General features: G+C 70.9%; 17 protein-coding genes. 13 read left to right on the top strand and 4 right to left on the bottom strand.

Features of this window, described 5'->3' with window-relative positions; genetic code table 11:
* The first annotated feature begins 96 nt into the window (after window positions 1-96).
* A complete protein-coding gene (locus Scani_RS09505; RefSeq protein ID WP_159472303.1) occupies window positions 97-588 on the top strand; it encodes a GNAT family N-acetyltransferase in 492 nt (163 codons plus the stop codon).
* Between the two features lie 229 nt (window positions 589-817).
* On the opposite strand, the gene Scani_RS09500 is transcribed toward Scani_RS09505, so the two are convergent.
* Window positions 818-1177 (bottom strand): PRC-barrel domain containing protein, encoded by a 360-nt coding sequence (locus tag Scani_RS09500; protein WP_159472300.1) that lies wholly within the window; start codon window positions 1175-1177, stop codon window positions 818-820.
* Window positions 1178-1652: 475 nt separating this feature from the next.
* Here Scani_RS09500 and Scani_RS09495 point away from each other — a divergent pair, with 475 nt between their 5' ends.
* From Scani_RS09495 to Scani_RS09465, 7 genes are all read left to right on the top strand, one after another.
* Window positions 1653-2057 (top strand): DUF6303 family protein, encoded by a 405-nt coding sequence (locus Scani_RS09495; RefSeq protein WP_159472297.1) that lies wholly within the window; start codon window positions 1653-1655, stop codon window positions 2055-2057.
* Window positions 2058-2167: 110 nt separating this feature from the next.
* Window positions 2168-3055 carry a DUF2268 domain-containing putative Zn-dependent protease gene (locus Scani_RS09490; RefSeq protein WP_159472294.1) on the top strand — a complete coding sequence of 296 codons (888 nt, stop codon included), beginning with the start codon at window positions 2168-2170 and terminating at the stop codon, window positions 3053-3055.
* A 502-nt stretch (window positions 3056-3557) separates the two neighbouring features.
* Window positions 3558-4757, top strand: a complete 1200-nt coding sequence (locus tag Scani_RS09485; protein WP_159472291.1) for a CaiB/BaiF CoA transferase family protein — start codon at window positions 3558-3560, stop codon at window positions 4755-4757.
* Window positions 4758-4797: 40 nt separating this feature from the next.
* Window positions 4798-5964: an acyl-CoA dehydrogenase family protein gene (locus Scani_RS09480; protein ID WP_159472288.1), complete on the top strand. Its 1167-nt coding sequence runs from the start codon at window positions 4798-4800 to the stop codon at window positions 5962-5964.
* 120 nt (window positions 5965-6084) lie between these two features.
* Complete coding sequence (locus tag Scani_RS09475; protein WP_159475606.1) at window positions 6085-7746, top strand: amidase; 1662 nt, start codon at window positions 6085-6087, stop codon at window positions 7744-7746.
* A 131-nt stretch (window positions 7747-7877) separates the two neighbouring features.
* Window positions 7878-8498, top strand: a complete 621-nt coding sequence (locus tag Scani_RS09470; protein ID WP_159472285.1) for a LysE family translocator — start codon at window positions 7878-7880, stop codon at window positions 8496-8498.
* Between the two features lie 105 nt (window positions 8499-8603).
* Window positions 8604-9140, top strand: a complete 537-nt coding sequence (locus tag Scani_RS09465) for a hypothetical protein (protein ID WP_159472282.1) — start codon at window positions 8604-8606, stop codon at window positions 9138-9140.
* A 173-nt stretch (window positions 9141-9313) separates the two neighbouring features.
* Here the strand turns inward: Scani_RS09465 and Scani_RS09460 are convergent, their stop codons facing one another.
* Window positions 9314-10240, bottom strand: coding sequence for a LysR family transcriptional regulator (locus tag Scani_RS09460; RefSeq protein ID WP_159472279.1), 927 nt, complete (start codon window positions 10238-10240; stop codon window positions 9314-9316).
* A gap of 135 nt (window positions 10241-10375) precedes the next feature.
* On the opposite strand from Scani_RS09460, the gene Scani_RS09455 reads away from it, so the two are divergent.
* The 5 genes from Scani_RS09455 (at window position 10376) to Scani_RS09435 (ending at window position 15645) form a co-directional block, all read left to right on the top strand.
* Window positions 10376-11635, top strand: coding sequence for an MFS transporter (locus Scani_RS09455; protein ID WP_159472276.1), 1260 nt, complete (start codon window positions 10376-10378; stop codon window positions 11633-11635).
* Between the two features lie 451 nt (window positions 11636-12086).
* A complete protein-coding gene (gene melC1 / locus Scani_RS09450; protein ID WP_159472273.1) occupies window positions 12087-12572 on the top strand; it encodes an apotyrosinase chaperone MelC1 in 486 nt (161 codons plus the stop codon).
* A gap of 41 nt (window positions 12573-12613) precedes the next feature.
* Entirely contained in the window at window positions 12614-13432 is an 819-nt protein-coding gene (gene melC2, locus Scani_RS09445; protein WP_159472270.1) for a tyrosinase MelC2, read from the top strand.
* A gap of 437 nt (window positions 13433-13869) precedes the next feature.
* A complete protein-coding gene (locus tag Scani_RS09440) occupies window positions 13870-14871 on the top strand; it encodes a DUF1259 domain-containing protein (RefSeq protein ID WP_159472267.1) in 1002 nt (333 codons plus the stop codon).
* Between the two features lie 183 nt (window positions 14872-15054).
* A complete protein-coding gene (locus tag Scani_RS09435) occupies window positions 15055-15645 on the top strand; it encodes a hypothetical protein (RefSeq protein WP_246295657.1) in 591 nt (196 codons plus the stop codon).
* On the opposite strand, the gene Scani_RS09430 is transcribed toward Scani_RS09435, so the two are convergent.
* Complete coding sequence (locus tag Scani_RS09430; RefSeq protein WP_159472264.1) at window positions 15632-16828, bottom strand: ABC transporter permease; 1197 nt, start codon at window positions 16826-16828, stop codon at window positions 15632-15634. The two genes, Scani_RS09435 and Scani_RS09430, sit on opposite strands and share 14 nt — an antisense overlap.
* Window positions 16825-17553 (bottom strand): ABC transporter ATP-binding protein, encoded by a 729-nt coding sequence (locus Scani_RS09425; RefSeq protein ID WP_246295655.1) that lies wholly within the window; start codon window positions 17551-17553, stop codon window positions 16825-16827. The genes Scani_RS09430 and Scani_RS09425 overlap by 4 nt, the downstream gene beginning before the upstream one ends.
* Between the last annotated feature and the right edge of the window lie 11 nt (window positions 17554-17564).

Here is a 17564-nt window from a genome sequence, read left to right as displayed (position 1 = left end):
TCCAGCCGTAGAGCGTGACGGGCCCTGGTTTTGAGGCCGACAACCGCCGGCGGAAACTCAGGTGGCCTCAGCGCACCGTCCGGTTAGAGTCGGGCGGTGCCCGAGCTGAAGCGCTTGCATGCTGGTCATGCCCCGGCGGTCCTGGCTTTCGAGCTGGCGAACCGCACCTACTTCGCCGCGTCGGTCTCCGACCGTGGCGACGACTACTTCGACCGGTTCACCGACCGGTACAACGCCTTGCTGGCTGAGCAGGAGGCCGGCAGCTGCGCTTTCCACGTGCTCGTCGCCGAGGACGGCTCGGTTCTGGGCCGGTTCAACCTGTACGACCTCGAGGACGGTACTGCCGAACTTGGTTACCGGGTCGCACAGCACGTGGCCGGCCGTGGTCTGGCGACCGCGACCGTTCGGGAGCTGTGCCGTCTGGCGGCAGCGCGGTACAGGCTGCGCACACTGCGGGCGGGTACCGCCCACGGGAACGTCGCGTCCCAGAAGGTGCTGGTCAAGGCCGGGTTCGTCCCGGTCGGCCCGGCCGAACTCGGCGGTAAGCCGGGCACCTGGTACGAGCGCGATCTGGTACTCCAGCAGTAGACCGCGACCGGAAGGGGCGGTACAAGGGCCGGGTGTTGTGGTGTGCTCGCGGCTTCACCGCGGTCACACCACAACACCCGGCCCGGGGGCCTATCCCATGGCCCGGTGGCTCTCATGGCCCGGTGGCGTCGGCCGTAGTCGGGTTCCGGGGCGGCACATGTGCCTACGCGCACCTCATGCTCGCCCGGCGGGACGCCGGAGGAGTGCCCCCCCCGCCCTGCCCCGTGCCTCACACGGCGGCGGGCTGTCCGAGGGTGGCGTAGTACGTGCCGACCTCGGTGAGGTAGGCGACCTCGGTGGTCTGGCTGTCGAAGCTGAAGTGGGGCGCGGCCTTGATCTCGTCCCTGGTACGCGTCACCGTCACCGTCCTGGCGGCCGTGTCGACGGCGCGCACGATGCCGGCGGGAACCAGGAGGCTCTTGCCGAAGACCCACACGCTGGTGTCGACGATGAGGTGCTGCCTGCCCGGTTCGTGCATCTGACGTTCCACTTGCCCCAACGTCCCGTCAGGGGTCTCCACGGTGAACCCCGTCAACGCCTCGTGCCCCTGGTAGCCCACGTCTGCCGGGTACGCCCAGATGTTCTTCATGACGGTCGGTTCCTTTCTCTCTGCATGATCGGGCCGGGGCGGTCCGCGAGGTTGACCGCCGCCGCGGTGCCGCCCCGGCTCGCTACCTGCCCTACCCAGGTAACAGAACGTCACACACGCAAGCACCCAGAGAGGGGCCGAACCAGGGACGGCAGCGATTCGGTGCGGGGCGCTCGGCCGCACCGTGCCAAGGACTTCTACCTGCGGATTCGCTCCTGCTCCCCGAACATGGACGACGAGGACCGCAAGGATTGGCGGGAGTGAGCCCCTTTCGGGGGCCATGCGCTGGGTAAGCGGAGGGAACACCGCCCAACCCCACGGTTCCGCGGAGGTGGAGAAGTCCATGCAGCAGCGGCGCACGATCGAGGAGCGCGGCCCCGCCCGGACCAGGGCGTTCGCCGGCCACGGAACGCAGCCGGCGCCCGCCACACGGCGAGCGGCTTCCCCACAGCGCCGCCCGAAGTGAGGAGAACGCGTGACTGCCGAATTTCCCACACCCCAGACCGACCCCCTCGGCCCGGAGATCGAGGCCGAGGTCACCGAGCCCCAGGCCGAACTGCCCGGCCCGCAACCGGAGCCGACGGCACGTGGTCACCTCACCCGCGCACAACTGACCTGGGTGGCCGACGACGCACGCTGGGAGATCGCTGTGGTCCTCTACGGCGTCCCCGCCGACGAGTGGCCGTCCACGGAACTGCCCGGTCCGCAGGTACCGACTCTCACCGCACGCGGCAAGGCGCTCGCCCGCTTGGGTTACGCCCAGACCGGCCCTGGCTCCCACTACTGGGAGTGGGCCGAATGCCAGGACGGTGACCACGACCCCGTACAGCTGATGGCACACACCGAGGTCCAACCCACCGGACCGGTGGACAACGGGTGAAGGGCAGGGTCGGCACGGAGCCCGCCGCGTGCCTCCGGTGGCACGCGGCCACGGCGACCGGACCGGCTCGGCTTGCCCTTTACGCAACGTCAAGACCTACGGTCCGAGCCATGAAGATGATGGTTCACGACACGGCGTCCGCCATGCTCGATCTCCTGCGGCGGCCGCGGGACGAACGGCCCGACGCCCTGCGAGAGATGTATGAGCCGCTCCAGAATGTGATGTCCGTGGCGGGTGATATGGACCTGGTCCGGATGCACCAGCTGGGCTGTGGTTTCCGTATCGACCGTGAGGACCCGCGGTACCTGCCCGCCCTGCGCCGGATGCAGGACGCGGGGGTGTGGACTCGGATCGAGGACTCCCTCGCCACCGCGTGGGAGCGGCTCAACGGTGCCGTGCCCGGTATCAGGCACGCCGAGACCGTGCACATCGTCCTGGCGCTCGGTGATCCCGACGACGACCAGCTCATGGTCCGCAGCGCCGGCTACCTGGGCATGGGCGGAATCCCCGGCGCGATCCAACTGATGATGTGGCCCACGGACACGAGCCTGCAGAAGATCGGCCACGCCGCCGCGCACGAGCTCCACCACAACGTGCGCTACGCCAACGTGGCCTGGGACCCGAAGGCCGTCACGGTGGGGGAACAGGTGGTCGCCGAGGGGCTGGCCGAGGCGTTCGTGCGGGAGCTGGCCGGCGAGGAGGCCATGGGCCCGTGGTCGACGGGCCTGACCGGCACCGCGCTGGACCGCGCCCACGAAAAGATCACGGCCGGGATCGACGTGGCCGGGATGCAGAACCTGCCCGCATACGTCTTCGGCGACGCCACCGCGCGGAACATGGGCCTCCAGCCCGTGGGACTCCCGGACTTCGCCGGATACGCGGTGGGGCTGCGCCTCGTGGACGCCCATCTGGCGGCCTCCGGTCTGACCGCCGCGCAGAGCACCGCCCTGCCCGCGCGCGAGATCCTCCTCAACGCCGGTGTGTCGAACGGCGCTTGATGAGTCGCATGCAGACCAGCCCTCGACTGCCGGCAGAACGGCGATGACATCGTCGCGAACTGCCAGGTGGAGCAGGGCCCTTCGGGCTTGCCGTTCCCGCCGGTGCCGCGGTGGTCCATGGTGATCGTGCGGTGCGTGGCAGACACTGCCCCCCTCGGCGACCGTGATGAGTGCGGTGAGCTGCTCGATGTCCATGGCCACCCCCACCACCATCCGTGCCAGGCGCAGGGCCATCGCCATGTGCTGTTTCCCTCACGCGGCAAAGAGTTTTCATGAGGGCAGCGCCGTGCAAGACATGTACGGACCGAAGTACGTGGGCGGACCGGGACGCTGCTGAGGCGCCGAGCCGGAACGGAGAGTCGAGCGCGCCGGGTGGGCCGGTGCCCGCACTGCCCCGCATCACCGACTGCGCCACCGCTGCGTCCCGCCTGCACCACCACACCCGCGCAGCACACCGAGATGTCGTCGCCCCCCACGCCCGTCGAGCCCTGGAGATCACCGCATGACCGAACGCACCGAAGAGCTGCCGCTTTCCGGCGTCACCGTCGTCAGTATCGAGCAGGCGGTGGCGGCCCCCTTCGCCACGCGCCAGCTGGCCGACCTCGGTGCGCGGGTCATCAAGGTGGAGCGCCCGGGAGGGGGTGACTTCGCGCGTCGGTACGACACGACGGTGAAGGGCGAGTCGAGCTACTTCGTGTGGCTCAACCGGTCCAAGGAGTCCTTGACGCTCGACCTCAAGTCGGACCGGGGACGGGACGCCCTGGAACGCCTGCTCGCCCGCGCGGACGTCTTCGTGCAGAACCTGGCTCCGGGCGCGGCCGCCAGGATGGGCCTGGACGCCGAGGCGCTGGCGGAGCGCTTCCCGTCGCTGATCCCGTGCTCCATTTCCGGCTACGGATCCACCGGGCCGTGGGCCGACCGCAAGGCGTACGACCTGCTCGTGCAGTGCCAGACGGGCCTGGTCTCACTGACCGGGAGCGCACAGGAGCCCGCCCGGGTGGGGGTGTCGGTCGCCGACATCGCCGCCGGTATGTACGCCTACTCGGGCGTCCTCACCGCTCTGTTCACGCGCGCGACCCGGGGCGTCGCGCGCGCCGTGGAGGTCTCGCTCTTCGAGGCGCTGGCCGAGTGGATGAGCCAGCCCGCCTACTACACCTCCTACGGCGGAACCCAGCCCCCGCGGATCGGCACCCAGCACGCCACCATCGCCCCGTACGGCGCCTACACCGCGGCCGACGGCAAGGACGTCCTGTTCTCCATCCAGAACGAGCGCGAATGGGCCGCGCTGTGCACACAGTTCCTGGAGCGCCCCGACCTCGTCGAGGACCCGCGCTTCGTCACGGGATCCGACCGCGTGGCCCACCGCGAAGAGCTGAACGCGATCGTGGCCGAGCGGTTCCGGAGGTCGGACAGCACGGAAGCGATGAAGCTGCTGGACCGGGCACGCATCGCCAACGCCGGCGTCAACGACATCGAGGAGTTCCTGGCGCATCCCGTGCTCAGCGCCCGGGACCGCTGGCGGGACGTACGGATTCCCGGGGGAGACGTGGTGTCCGCGCTCCTGCCGCCGGTGGATCTGGCCGGTACCACCCCGCGTATGGGCGCCGTCCCCGCAGCCGGCGAGCACACCGAGGCGATCCTCGCCGAACTGGGTTACCACGCAACCGAGATCGACGCCATGAGGACCGACCACGCGAGGTGACGGCCCGCCCGTCCGAGCCCCCAGCAAGGAGCGCCAGAGCATGAGCACCCTCGACATCCTCTCCGAGGACGAGCAGTTCATCGTGAGCACGGTGCACGACTTCGTCGACAAGGACGTCCGGCCGGTCGTCCGGAAGCTCGAACACGCCGACACCTGTCCCGAGGCTCAGATCGACCGCATGAAGCAGCTCGGCATCTTCGGGCTCGCCGTTCCGGAGGAGTACGGCGGCAACCCGGTCTCCACCCCCTGTTACGTCCTGATCACCGAGGAACTCGCCCGGGGCTGGATGAGCCTGGCCGGTGCGATGGGCGGCCACACCGTGGTCGCCAAGATGCTCCTGCACTTCGGCACCGAGGAGCAGAGGCGCCGCTACCTCCCGCGGATGGCGACCGGCGAGATCCGGGCGACCATGGCCCTCACCGAGCCGGACGGCGGCTCCGACCTCCAGGCCATGCACACCGTCGCCCGCCGGGCCGAGGACGGGTACGTCGTCGACGGTGTGAAGACCTGGATCACGAACTCCCGACGGTCCCAACTGATCGCCCTGCTGTGCAAGACGGACCCGCACGCCACGCCCGCGCACCAGGGCATGTCGATCCTCCTCGTCGAGCACGGCCCCGGCCTCACGGTCTCCCGGGACCTGCCCAAGCTCGGCTACAAGGGCGTCGAGAGCTGCGAGCTGTCCTTCGAGGGCTATCGGGCGCCCGCCGACGCCGTACTGGGCGGCGTCGCGGGCAGGGGGTTCGCGCAGACGATGAAGGGCCTGGAGACCGGCCGGCTGCAGGTCGCCGCCCGCGCGCTCGGGGTGGGCCGTGCGGCGTTCGAGGACTCCTTGGCGTACGCACAGGAGCGTGAGTCCTTCGGCAAGCCGATCTGGCAGCACCAGTCCGTCGGCAACTACCTTGCGGACATGGCCACATCGCTCTCCGCGGCACGCCACCTCACCCTCCATGCCGCGCGCGAGGCCGACGCCGGCCGCCGGGTCGACATGGAAGCGGGCATGGCCAAGCTCTTCGCCTCGGAGACGGCGATGCAGATCGCCCTCAACGCGGTGCGCATCCACGGCGGTTACGGATACTCCACCGAGTTCGATGTCGAACGGTATTTCCGCGACGCACCGCTGATGATCATCGGCGAGGGCACCAACGAGATCCAGCGGAACGTGATCGCGAGCCAGCTCGTCAAGCGCGGGGGCCTCGACGGCTGAGCGGAGGCAGGCGTACGGGGAGGGACGGCCGGGTGCGCGTACCGGCGGCCCGGCCCGCCCGGCGCATGTGGACGGGAGGCACCCTTGTGCCGGATGCCCGGATGTAGTCCGCTGATCCTCATGGGGAAGAAGAGCATTGCCACACTGATCGCCGCGCTGGCGGCGGGGTCCCTCGTGACGGGCGCACCGAATCCGCGGGCGGAAGCCGCCGAGCCCGGCGCCGGCGGTCCGTCGCCGGGTTCGGCCGGTGCGTCCCTGGCGCCGGGAGTCGATCTCGACACGGTGACGATTCCGGAGTTACAGGCTCATATGGCGGAGGGTTCACTGACCTCGTCGGCGCTGACCCGCGCCTACCTGCAGCGGATCAAGGACATCAACCCCAAGATCAACGCGGTGCTGCGCACCGATCCGACGGCCCTGCGCCAGGCGGCGGCCAGCGACGCCAGACACCGGCACGGCCAAACCCGTGGCCCGCTCGACGGCATCCCCGTCCTGCTCAAGGACAACGTGAACACCCGCGATATGCCGACGACGGCCGGATCGCTGGCGCTGGCCGGGGCGCCGCCGGACACCGATGCCGTCCTGGTGACCCGGCTGCGGGACGCGGGTGCGGTGATCCTCGGCAAGACCAACCTGTCCGAGTGGGCGAACTTCCGTGCGGAGAAGCCGACATCGGGATGGTCGGCGGTGGGCGGACAGACCGCCAACCCCTATGTACTCGACCGGAATCCGTGCGGGTCGTCCTCCGGTTCGGCCGCCGCGCTCGCCGCGTCGTTGTCGCAGGTGGCGATCGGCACCGAGACGGACGGCTCCATCGTGTGCCCGGCCGGGATGAACGGGGTGGTCGGCCACAAGCCCAGCCTCGGACTGGTCAGCCCCTCCGGAGTGGTGCCCATCTCGGCCGAGCAGGACACCGCGGGGCCCATGGCGCGCAATGTGACCGATGCCGCGCTCACCCTTTCGGTGCTCGGCGGCGGCGATGCCTCGCGGCCCGGCAGCTCTCCCGGCCCCCTGAAGGAGCTGACGCGACCCGGCAGTCTGCGCGGTAAGCGGATCGGCCTGTGGCGGCTGCCCTCGCTCGGGCCGGAGGTGGACGCCGTGATGACCCGTACGGCGGAGAAGCTCCGTGCGGCGGGGGCCGAGGTCGTCGAGGTGACGCCTCCGTACCAGGCGCGACTCGCGGAACTCGAATTCCCTGCGCTGCTCAGCGAGTTCCACCGGGAGATCAACGCCTACCTCGCCACTCGCCACGGTCCTCGGAACCTCACCGAACTGATCGACTTCAACCGCACCCACCCGGCGGAGCGAACCTGCTTCGCCGGTCAGCAACTGTTCGAGAAGGCCCTCGCCGCACCTCCCACCACCGACCCCGCCTACCGGGCCATGCGCGCGGAGCTGAAGCACCTCTCCCGGCGCTCCCTCGACGAGACCCTGCGCGCCCACCATCTGGACGCCATTGCCGCACCGACGAACCCGCCTGCCTGGACCACCGACTGTGCCCGGGGCGACAACGACGTGATCCCGTCCTCGACGCCCGCGGCGGTGGCCGGTTACCCGTCGTTGTCCGTGCCCGCCGGGTTCGTGAACAAGCTCCCCGTCGGCCTGCTCCTGATGGCCGGCGATCACCATGACGCCGAGCTGCTGTCGCTGGGGGCCGGGGTGGAGCGCCGACTCGACGCCCGGCGGGCGCCGCGTTACCTGCCGTCGGTGGGGCCCGACGCCTCCCGGTCTCCTGGTGAAGGGGGTGACGACGGGGCCGGACCGGGTGCAGGGCGACCCTGAGGCTCGATCCCGCCAGCGGCGGCAGGCGCAGGGAGGCCGCGGGCATCCCGGATTGGTGACGCGCACCGCCCCTCCGGACGTGCAACGGGGCACCGCCCGGAGTGCCGGTCCCCGGGTGCGACACTGACTCCATGCTCGTACAGTTCCTTGCCGCTGCTGGTGTGCTCGCCGTACTGACCATGGTGCCCGGCCCTGACATGGCCGTGACGACCAAGCGGGCCCTCACCTCCGGCTGGCAGGACGGCCTGCGGACCGTCGGCGGCATCACGGCGGGGCTGCTGATATGGGGCGTACTCACGGTGGTGGGCCTGGCGGCGGTCCTCGCCGCATCCGCCACGGCCTACACCGTCGTCAAGCTGGCTGGAGCGGTCTACCTGGTCTTCCTCGGTGTCCAGGCACTGTGGCACAGCCGCCGCAACGGCTCCCGAGCCGCGCAGCCCAGCGTGCCCTCCGCGGCCGGCAGTCCGTGGCGGACCGGACTGGTCAGCAATGTCTTCAACCCGAAGATCGCCGTCTTCTACACCGGCCTGCTGCCCACCCTCGCCCCGTCCGGCCTCTCCTCGCAGACCGGAATGGCGCTGCTGGTCCTCTTGCACGCGGTGCTCACCTTCCTCTGGCTCGGCAGCTACGTCATGCTGCTGGCCAAGGCCCGCGCGTTCTTCGAGAGGCCCGCCGTCCGCAGGGCCATGGACCGGGTCACCGGAGTCGTCCTGATCGGGTTCGGGGTCAAGGTCGCCACCAGTCAGCCGTGACCGCATCGGTGGTCCGGGCATGCACCACCTCATCGGCTCCAGCCGGCGCACCAGGCGTGACGATGTCACGAGGCCGCCACTGTCCGTGCGGGATACCGTGCGGCCATGTCCGCATTCCTGCAACAACTTCCCGCGCTGATAGGCGTGATGGTCGGAGCCCTCGGCTCGTACTTCGCGACCACGCGGGGCGACCAGGCCCGCTTCCGCCGCGAGCGTGCGGCCCGCTGGGACGAGCGGAGACTCGCCGCCTACACGGACTTCGCGCGATCGTTGAAGAAGTCCGTCACCCTGACGTACCGCATTGCGTCGCACCTCGGCAACGACCCGCATCCGCATCCCTTGTCCCCCGAGGAAGCGGCGCCGCACGTGGCCGAAGCCACCGATGCCCGGGATCCGGCCGGGGAGGCGCTGTTGATGCTCGGTACCCCGGTTGTGGTGGCCGAGGCCCGCGCATGGGTCGTCACGGTCATGGACATGGAGCAGTTCCTGCGCGACCGGATCCAGGACCCGGAGATGTGGTCGACCCTGCTCGAGAAGCAGCGCGCCGCGCGCGAGAGGTACTACGCGGCGGTCCGGCGCGACCTGGCGCTCCCGCCCGGCCACTCGGGGAACTGGCAGCCCTCACCCACCGAGGCCTCGTGACGTGCACGGCCACGGCGGCCCGAAGGCGTCGCACGCACCGTAGTCACGAAACCGTGCCGTGGGGCCTGGCCCGGGAATCCGAGTGGTACGTACCGCTCCCGTAGCCGGAGGCCGGACGTCCGCTCGGCTCGTCGCCGTGGTGGTGGCGCCGGGCAGCGCAGCGGCCCTGACCACTACGCCCAGGCCGGTGTCCAGGTCTCGGCGTCGGCGCGCCGAACCCGCCCGGCGCGCAGGTGGTCGCGGAGTGCGGCGAGTGTCGGGTGCGGGTTGTCGCGGTGCCAGAGCAGCGAGTGCGGGTAGACCGGTGTCGGATCCCGCAGGGCGATGCGCCGCAGGTCGTGGTCGGGGGGCCAGAAGAGGCGGGTGTGCTCGCCGACGAAGGTCGCCAGCGACCGGGAATCCGCGATGGTGTCGAGCAGTGGCTCGGTGCCGAAGTCGGGGCCGGTGATCTCGATGGTGAGTCCGAACGCCGCGGCGAGGTCATCGTAGAACGCGGCCCACTCGGTTCCGGGAACGAGGCCGGGCATCCAGATCCGGTGCCCCACGAGCTCGGCGGGCGTGACCGCGCGGGCGGCGGCGAGCTCGTGGGCCGGTCCGGTGAGAAGCTGGATGGGCTCGTCGAAGGCCCGGGCGACCCCGATGTCGTCGGGGAGCTCCCGGCCGGGCATGGCGACGGCGCGGAAGGACGCGTCGACCGTGCCGGACCGGATGGCGTCGACGGCCGCCTCGGCGTCGAAGAGGGTCACGACGTCCAGCTCGGCCTCAGGGTTCGCGCGATGGAAGTCGCCCAGCAGGGCAGCCGGGCCGAGCCGTCGGCCGATCACATCGACGCGCAGGGCGCGGCGGCCGGGACGCACCGAAGCGACGGCCCGCTCTTCGGCCCGCAGGAGTTCGCGGGCGTGGGGCAGGAACGCCTGACCGTCGATGGTGAGCTCCGCGCCCCGCCCGGTGCGGGTGAACAGCCGCACGCCGAGGAACTTCTCCAGCGTGGCGATGCGCTTGGAGACGGCCTGCTGGGTGACCGACAGTTCCGCGGCGGCGTCCTGGAACCGTTCCGTGTCCGCGGCGGTCACGAAGGTGCGCACAGCATCGGTATCCACCCGACCACGCTATCGGCACAACCCATGGTTGTGCTTCCTGGCCGGCCGGTTGTTTGATCCCGCCATCTCCTCCCCGCTTAGATGCGGTGCCGGTGGTCAGCGCTGGTTGTTCGGTTCGGGGAGGGGGCGGTGGGCATGGCGGGCAGGCGGGCGCTGGGGCGTCGGTTCGGGTGGTTGTGGGCGGCGTATGCGGTCAGCGCGTACGGGACGGGGTTCGGCTTCGGCGCATTGCCCTTGATCGCGGTGCTGGTGCTGCACTGCGGGTCGGCCCAGGTGGCGGCGCTGGCTGCCGTGGGGCGGGCGGTGGGAGCCCTGATCGCGGTGCCGCTCGGTCCCTGGGTGGAGTTCCGCCGCAAGCGGTCGGTCATGGTGGCGATGGACCTGACCCGGTGCGCGGCGCTGCTGAGCGTTCCCGCCGCGTTCGCGTGCGGCCTGCTCAGCTTCGCCCAACTCCTCCTCGTCTCCGTGGTCACCGCCGCGGCCGACATCGCCTTCAAGGCGGCCGGCGGCGCGTACCTGAAAGCGCTCGTGCCGCCGGAGGACCTGCTCGTCGCGAACAGCCGGTTCGAGTCCACGACCTGGACCGCGACCACCGTCGGACCGCCGCTCGGCGGAGCCGCGATCGGACTGTTCGGCCCGGTGACGACCGTGGTGGCCGACGCGGTCAGCTACCTGCTCTCGGCGCTGAGCCTCCGCGCCATCGACGGGACGGAACCGCACCCCGCGAGGACCGGCGCACCACGGCTGCGCGCAGGCGACCTGCTCGAAGGCTGGCGCCACATCCTCGCCCACCCCACGCTGCGTCCGCTGCTCTTCAACGCGATCACGGTCAACGGTCTGATCATGGTCTCCCAGCCGCTGCTCGCCGTACTCCTGCTGGGCCGCCTCGGGTTCGCGCCCTGGCAGTACGGTCTCGTGTTCGCGGTCCCTTGCGTCGGCGGTCTGGTCGGCTCACGCCTCGCGCATCGGCTCACGGCGCGGTTCGGCCGGCACAAGGTTCTGCTCACCGCCGGCATGCTGCGCGCGATCTGGCCTCTGGGGCTGGCGTTCGTCCAGCCCGGCGTCCCCGGGATCGTCCTGGTCATCGTCGTCCAATTCGGCCTGGTGACCTGCTGCGGCGTGTTCAACCCGGTGCTGGCGACCTACCGGCTCGACCACACCGCCCCCGACCGGGTCGCGCGCACCCTGGCCGCGTGGTCGATCAGCAGCAGCGCCGCCATCGCGGCCATGACAGCCCTATGGGGCCTGCTGGCGGCCCTCACCAGCCCCCGCACCGCGATCGCCGCCGCCGGAGTCCTCCTCCTGGCCACCCCCTTCCTGCTCCCGCGCCGCGAGACCGCGTCTCGGGACAAGCTTGCTGATGCCGGAGGCCAGGAGCTCATCGACCGCGTCTGAAGTCCGGCGCCGGAGCTTCGGCGCCGGCTGACTGCGGGCGGGCCTTGCCCGTCGGCCGAAGACCGCTCCCCGTACGACACGATGCGGAAGCCTGCGCTCCAAACACCCTGCGTCTCACGTCCCGTGCATTCGCGCCGAGTTCCGGCCGTGGGGTGAATCACGGTTTCGCTCGCCGGGGGAAAGGATCTGCGGTGGAGAGCGCTCAACTTCGCGGAATATCCGGGTCCGCGCGCAGGTGCGGCGGGACGCAAGCACGATCACCGCCGTTGAACTCTGCACCTTCTCACAGGTGTTGTCTCGTTCGTTGTCCGTTCCGCCGGTGCAACTTGATGATCCGTTCGTCCCTGCCAGCATGTGGCGGCGCGGGCCGGCCTTCGGCTCGCCGGCTCGAAGAACCCTCCTCTGCGGTTCTGACGCGGAGGAGGTGCCGAGACGAACAGAGGAGTGGAACATGTCGCGTCCCACCCGACGCCAGGTGCTGCACGGCAGCGCCGCGGCCCTGGCCGGAGCGGCGCTCGCCGCACCGGTCGCCTTCGCGGACACCGCCGTCGCCCGTCCCGCCGCCGGCCACGGACACTCCGACGGCCACAAGGCCCCCGGGGACCACGAGATGCCGGAGCCCTTCGACGAGATGTACCAGGGCCGTCATATCGAGGGCTGGCCCATGGACGAGGGAGCGCCGGAGCACGGAGGCCATGGCAGTAACGCCCACCACGGAGGCCAGGCCCGCCCCCGGGCCGGCCAGGCCGGACCGCACGACGGCATGGACTTCGTCGTCCGCATCGACAACGACGACCTCCATGTGATGCGGAACGCGGACGGCACCTGGATCAGCCTGGTGAACCACTACGAGACGTTCACCACGCCACGCGCCCTGGCGCGCGCCGCCGTTCGTGAACTCCAGGGCGCCGATCTGGTCCCCGTCGTCACCGGCTGAGGCCTGCACCCCGACCGTCCCCCCACCGAGGAGTCCTCGACATGGCAGTCCGGAAGAATCAGGCGGACCTCACCGCCACCGAAAAGCGGAACTTCATCGACGCGGTGCTGGAGCTCAAGCGCAGCGGCCGCTACGACGAGTTCATCAGCACCCACAACGCCTTCATCATCGGCGACACCGACGACGGCGAGCGAACCGGTCACCGGTCCCCGTCGTTCCTCCCCTGGCACCGCAGGTTCCTGCTGCAGTTCGAAGAAGCCCTGCAGAGCGTCACCCCGTCGGTGATGTTGCCCTACTGGGACTGGACCGTGGACCGCTCGCCGCGCAGCTCCCTGTGGGCCGACGACTTCCTCGGCGGCGACGGGCGCAGCGGTGACGGCCGGGTGCCCTCGGGGCCGTTCGCGTTCAGCAACGGCAAGTGGCCGATGAACATACGCGTTGACGGCCGGACCTTCCTGCGCCGCTCGCTCGGTGCCGGGGTCCGTGAACTGCCGACCCGGGCCGAGGTCGACCGGGTGCTCGCCATGAGCGTCTACGACGCCGCCCCCTGGAACAGCTCCTCCGACGGCTTCCGCAACAACATCGAGGGCTGGCGCGGCCCGAATCTGCACAACCGGGTGCACGTCTGGGTCGGCGGGCAGATGACCACCGGCGCCTCGCCCAACGACCCCGTCTTCTGGCTGCACCACTGCTTCATCGACAAGCTCTGGGCCGACTGGCAGCGCATGCACCCCAAGTCGGGGTATGTCCCGACGGGCGACACACCGGACGTCGTCGACCTCCACGACACGATGAAGCCGTGGAACGACGTCACCCCGGCGGACCTGCTGGATCACACCAAGTTCTACACCTATGCATGACAGGTGCATGACATCCGCCTCGTGAACTGCACGGGCACGGCAGCAGAGTTCGAGGCGCTGGAACGGTTCCCCGTGCTGCGTCGCCGGGAGCCTTTCTGACCGTGCCGGTTCGCCGGTCCACCGGTTCGCGCGGGTGGCGGGCGTGGACCCCGCACGGCCTCGCGCCGTGGCGCGGCGCGAGGCCGGTGCGCCCGGCATCCGGCCCCCTCCGGATGCCGGGCGGGCACCTCGGCGCCCTCGTACGAACCGGGGACGACGCTCCCGGCCGTTCTGCACCCGACACCGCGCTACCCACCCGGGCCCACTTCCCGCCGCCCTGCACCGGACCCTCTCACCCGTGATGACGACTGCTTAGCCCAGCTGGCCGCAAGCGGTGACGGTGATCACGGTGTCGCGAGCCCGCCATGCTTCCATCTCGTCATGGAGGTACTCACGTGATGGCTGGAGACCGACAGCAGGACACCTACCTGCAGGCGGGTGCACCACGACGACGCGTGCTGGCCGCGGCCGCCCTGGCGCCGGTGCTGGCGGGGGCGCCGACTCCCGCTCGTGCCCTGCCCGCCGACGAGCCCGACCCCAGGAACCGCGGGCTGCTCAAGCCGGTGAACACCGCCCTGCCGGACTGGACGAGCGTGTCCGACAAGCTCGGCGGCACAGGCGATATGAAGCGCAAGGTGATGTTCCATACGGGCCTCCCGCGCCGGGACCTCCGGGTGCGCTCCCGCAAGGTCGACGTCAAACCGGCACTCGCCCTGGGCTCGCATGTGTCCTTCGTCCGTTACGCCGACGGCAGCACGCTGGCCATGGGCGATGTGGTGGTCACCGAGGACGAACTGCAGCCGTTCACCGATGTCCTGCACGAGCACCGGATTCAGCAGACCGCGATCCACAAGCATCTGCTCTCCCAGGCTCCCGACCTCTGGTGGATCCACGTCCACGCTCACGGCCACGACCCGGGAGGCATCGCCCGCGGCCTGCGCGCGGCGTTCGACCGCACCGGTACGCCGCGCCCGCGACCGGCCGCCCCGCCGCGGCCCGTCGACCTGGACACCGCCGGCATCGATGCCGCCCTGGGCACCAAGGGCTCCGTCGACGACGGGATCTACAAGTGCATCTTCGTCCGCCGCGAGACCATCACCGACGGACACCTGGTACTGCCCCCGGGCCTGGGATCGACCAGCGCCTTCAACTTCCAGCCGCTGGGCCGCGGCCGGGCCGCGATCAGCGGGGACTGCGCCATGATCGCCGGGGAGGTCCAGGACGTCCTGGTGGCCCTGCGGCGCGCCGGGGCCGAGCTCGTCGAGCTGCACAACCACGGCCTGACGGACGAACCCCGCCTGTTCTTCGTCCACTTCTGGGCCGTCGGCGACGGCGTCCGGCTCGCGCGGGCCCTGCGTCCCGCCGTGGCGGCCACCAACGTCGTACCGGCCGGAGGCTGACCAGCGGTGCGGGCCCGAGAGCGCCCGCACCGCCTGCCGGCGCCGTGAGCTGCCCGCGGTGAGCGGCCGGTGGGAAATTCGTTTCCCCCGCCCGCCGCCGCGGGAGAAACTCGTCGGAACAGTGGGGAAGGGGATCGCCGGTCGTCTCACATGCCGCGCCGGCGCCTGGAGGGGGAGAAGGCCATGGCGCGACCGGCGGTCGGGGCGGCGTTACGCCGCTGTGCGGAGTGCGGCGGATACGAGTACAGCGGCGCGCCTGCCTGTTCTGTCTGCCGTGAGCTGGTGGACAGCATCGTGGAGGACGCTTGGTCCGCCTTTCTGCTCCAGTGGGACGCCGGCGGTGACCAGGAGGCCGTGCTCGCCGAGATGGTGACGGCCGAACCCGACCGTCATGACTGGCGGGTGGTGGACGCCGCGCTCGACCGGCTGGTCTGTTCCGACTGTGGTGGCCGGCTCGGCCGCGGCCCCGTCGACTGCGCCGCCTGCAGCCTCGCGCACGGTTTCCGCTACGCCGCGATCGAGACGGACCGGCCCGGGGTCCCGCCGGGTAACGAGCACGCCGTCCGGGTCAATGTCTCGGTCGTGCGGAGGCCGCAGGGCATTTCGGAGAACGAGGTCCTCGTCCGGCGGCTGATACTGCCGGTCGTCCTGGTGGGGTTGCTGCCGACCACCGAAGCGGCCCAGCGGGTGAGTGCCCTGATCAAGAGGAGCTCCCCGGAAGGGAGGGCCCGCCTCATCGAGCAGGCCATCGAGGACATGTTCAGCTCGCGCTGAGGGCGACGGTGGGGTGCAGCCGGGAGGCCCGTACGGCCGGATACAGGCCCGCGACGACGCCGATCACGAGCGTGGCGCCCAGACCACCGGCCAGCGACCAGGGCGGCACCACGGCGATCCACCCCTGTGTCCGGGCGAAGGTGAACGTGGCGACGGAGCCCAGCGCCGCGCCGGCGGTGCCGCCGAGCGCCGACAACAGCAGGGATTCGGCGAGGAACTGGATCCGGATCGCGCCTCTGGTCGCACCGAGGGCCCGCCGCAGCCCGATCTCCGACCGGCGCTCCAGTACCGAGATGACCATGGTGTTGGCCACGCCCACACCGCCGACGAGCAGTGCCACCGCGCCCAGCCCCAGCATCAGCGTCGTCAGCCCCTTGTCGGTGGCGGCCTTGGCCGCCAGGGCGTCGGAGGGGCGGGAGACCTTCACCGAGGTCTCGTCGCCGGGACTGACCGTACGGGCCAGGACCCCCTGGACCGCCTCCACCGAGGCGTCCGTGGAACGTTCGAAGACGGTGGTCGGATGGCCGTCGAAGCCCAAGTAGCGCTCGGCGGACGGGAATCCGACCAGGGCGATACGGTCCAGGGTCGGCACGAGCTCGATGGGCGCGAGGATTCCGGTCACCACGAACCACCGGTCGTTCAGCAGGATCTTGGCCCCGGGCTCGGTGATGCCGAGACGGTCCGCGGCCACGGACCCCAGCACGACGGTGGGCAGCCGTTCGCTGGCGCGGTTCAGCCAACTCCCCTGACTGGTACGGGCATTGAGGGCATCGAGCAGGTCGGGCCGGGCGGCCTGGACCGTGACACCCGAGGCCAGCTCCTCCGGTACGGCATCGCTGCGGCGCACCCGGGCGTTGACGGAGCCGGTGGCGGTGGCGTGCTGGATCGGGCCGATCCGCTCGACCATCGCCACCGCGCTCTTGGGGAGCTTCACGTCCTGGCCGAGCGCGTTCTTGCCCGCCTCGGCGGTGAGGAGATTGGTACCCAGCCGGTCCAGCCGGTCGAGCAGGTCGGCGCGGCTGGACGTGGACAGTCCGACGACCGCGACCATCGTGGCGATGCCGATCGCGATGCCCAGGGCGGACAGGACGACGCGGGCGCGGCGGCTGCGCAGGCCCTCGGCGCCGGTCCGCAGTACATCGGCCGGCGAGAGCCGGGCCGCCCGCAGTGCGGGGCCGGTCATCGGGACACCTCCTCGGTGTGCTCCGCAGGGGAGTCGGCCGGGCCGGGGGCCGCACCGGAGTCGGCGACGATCTCACCGTCGCGGAAACGGATCCGGCGGGGCAGCGACTCGGCGATCTCGTTGTCGTGGGTGATCACGCAGACGGTCGTACCGGCCGCGTGCAGTCCGCGGATGAGCTGCATGACCAGCTCTCCTGAGGCGGTGTCCAGGGCGCCGGTCGGCTCGTCTGCGAGCAGCAGGTCCGGCTCGCCGACCAGCGCGCGGGCAATGGCCACCCGCTGCTTTTCACCGCCCGAGAGCTGGTGGGCGAGGTGGTCGACACGGTGCCCGAGGCCCACCTCTTCCAGGGCGGTGAGGGCTCTGGCACGGCGCTCGCGCAGCGTCGTTCCGCCGTAGAGCAGACCGTCCGCGACATTGTCCCGGGCGCTGCGGCCGGGGGCGAGGTGGAAGTGCTGGAAGACGAAGCCGATGTGCCGGGCGCGCAGCGCGGAGAGCTGGGCGTCGGACAGCCGGCTCACGTCGTATCCGGCCACCCTGACCTCGCCAGAGGTGGCCCGGTCGAGGGTGCCGAGCAGGTGGAGCAGGGTGGATTTCCCGGAGCCTGAGGGGCCGACGATGGCGGCAAGTTCTCCCTGTGCCACCCGGAGGTCGACGCCTCGCAGGGCGGCGACCCCACCGGGGTACGTCTTGGCGGCCGCCCGGAGCTCGATCACGTCCGGGGGCATGGTCCGGTCCG

This window comes from Streptomyces caniferus (genome assembly GCF_009811555.1).
Lineage (GTDB): Bacteria > Actinomycetota > Actinomycetes > Streptomycetales > Streptomycetaceae > Streptomyces > Streptomyces caniferus.
The sequence above is the reverse complement of the archived record's forward strand: the minus strand, read 5'-3'. Positions and strand labels throughout refer to the sequence as shown.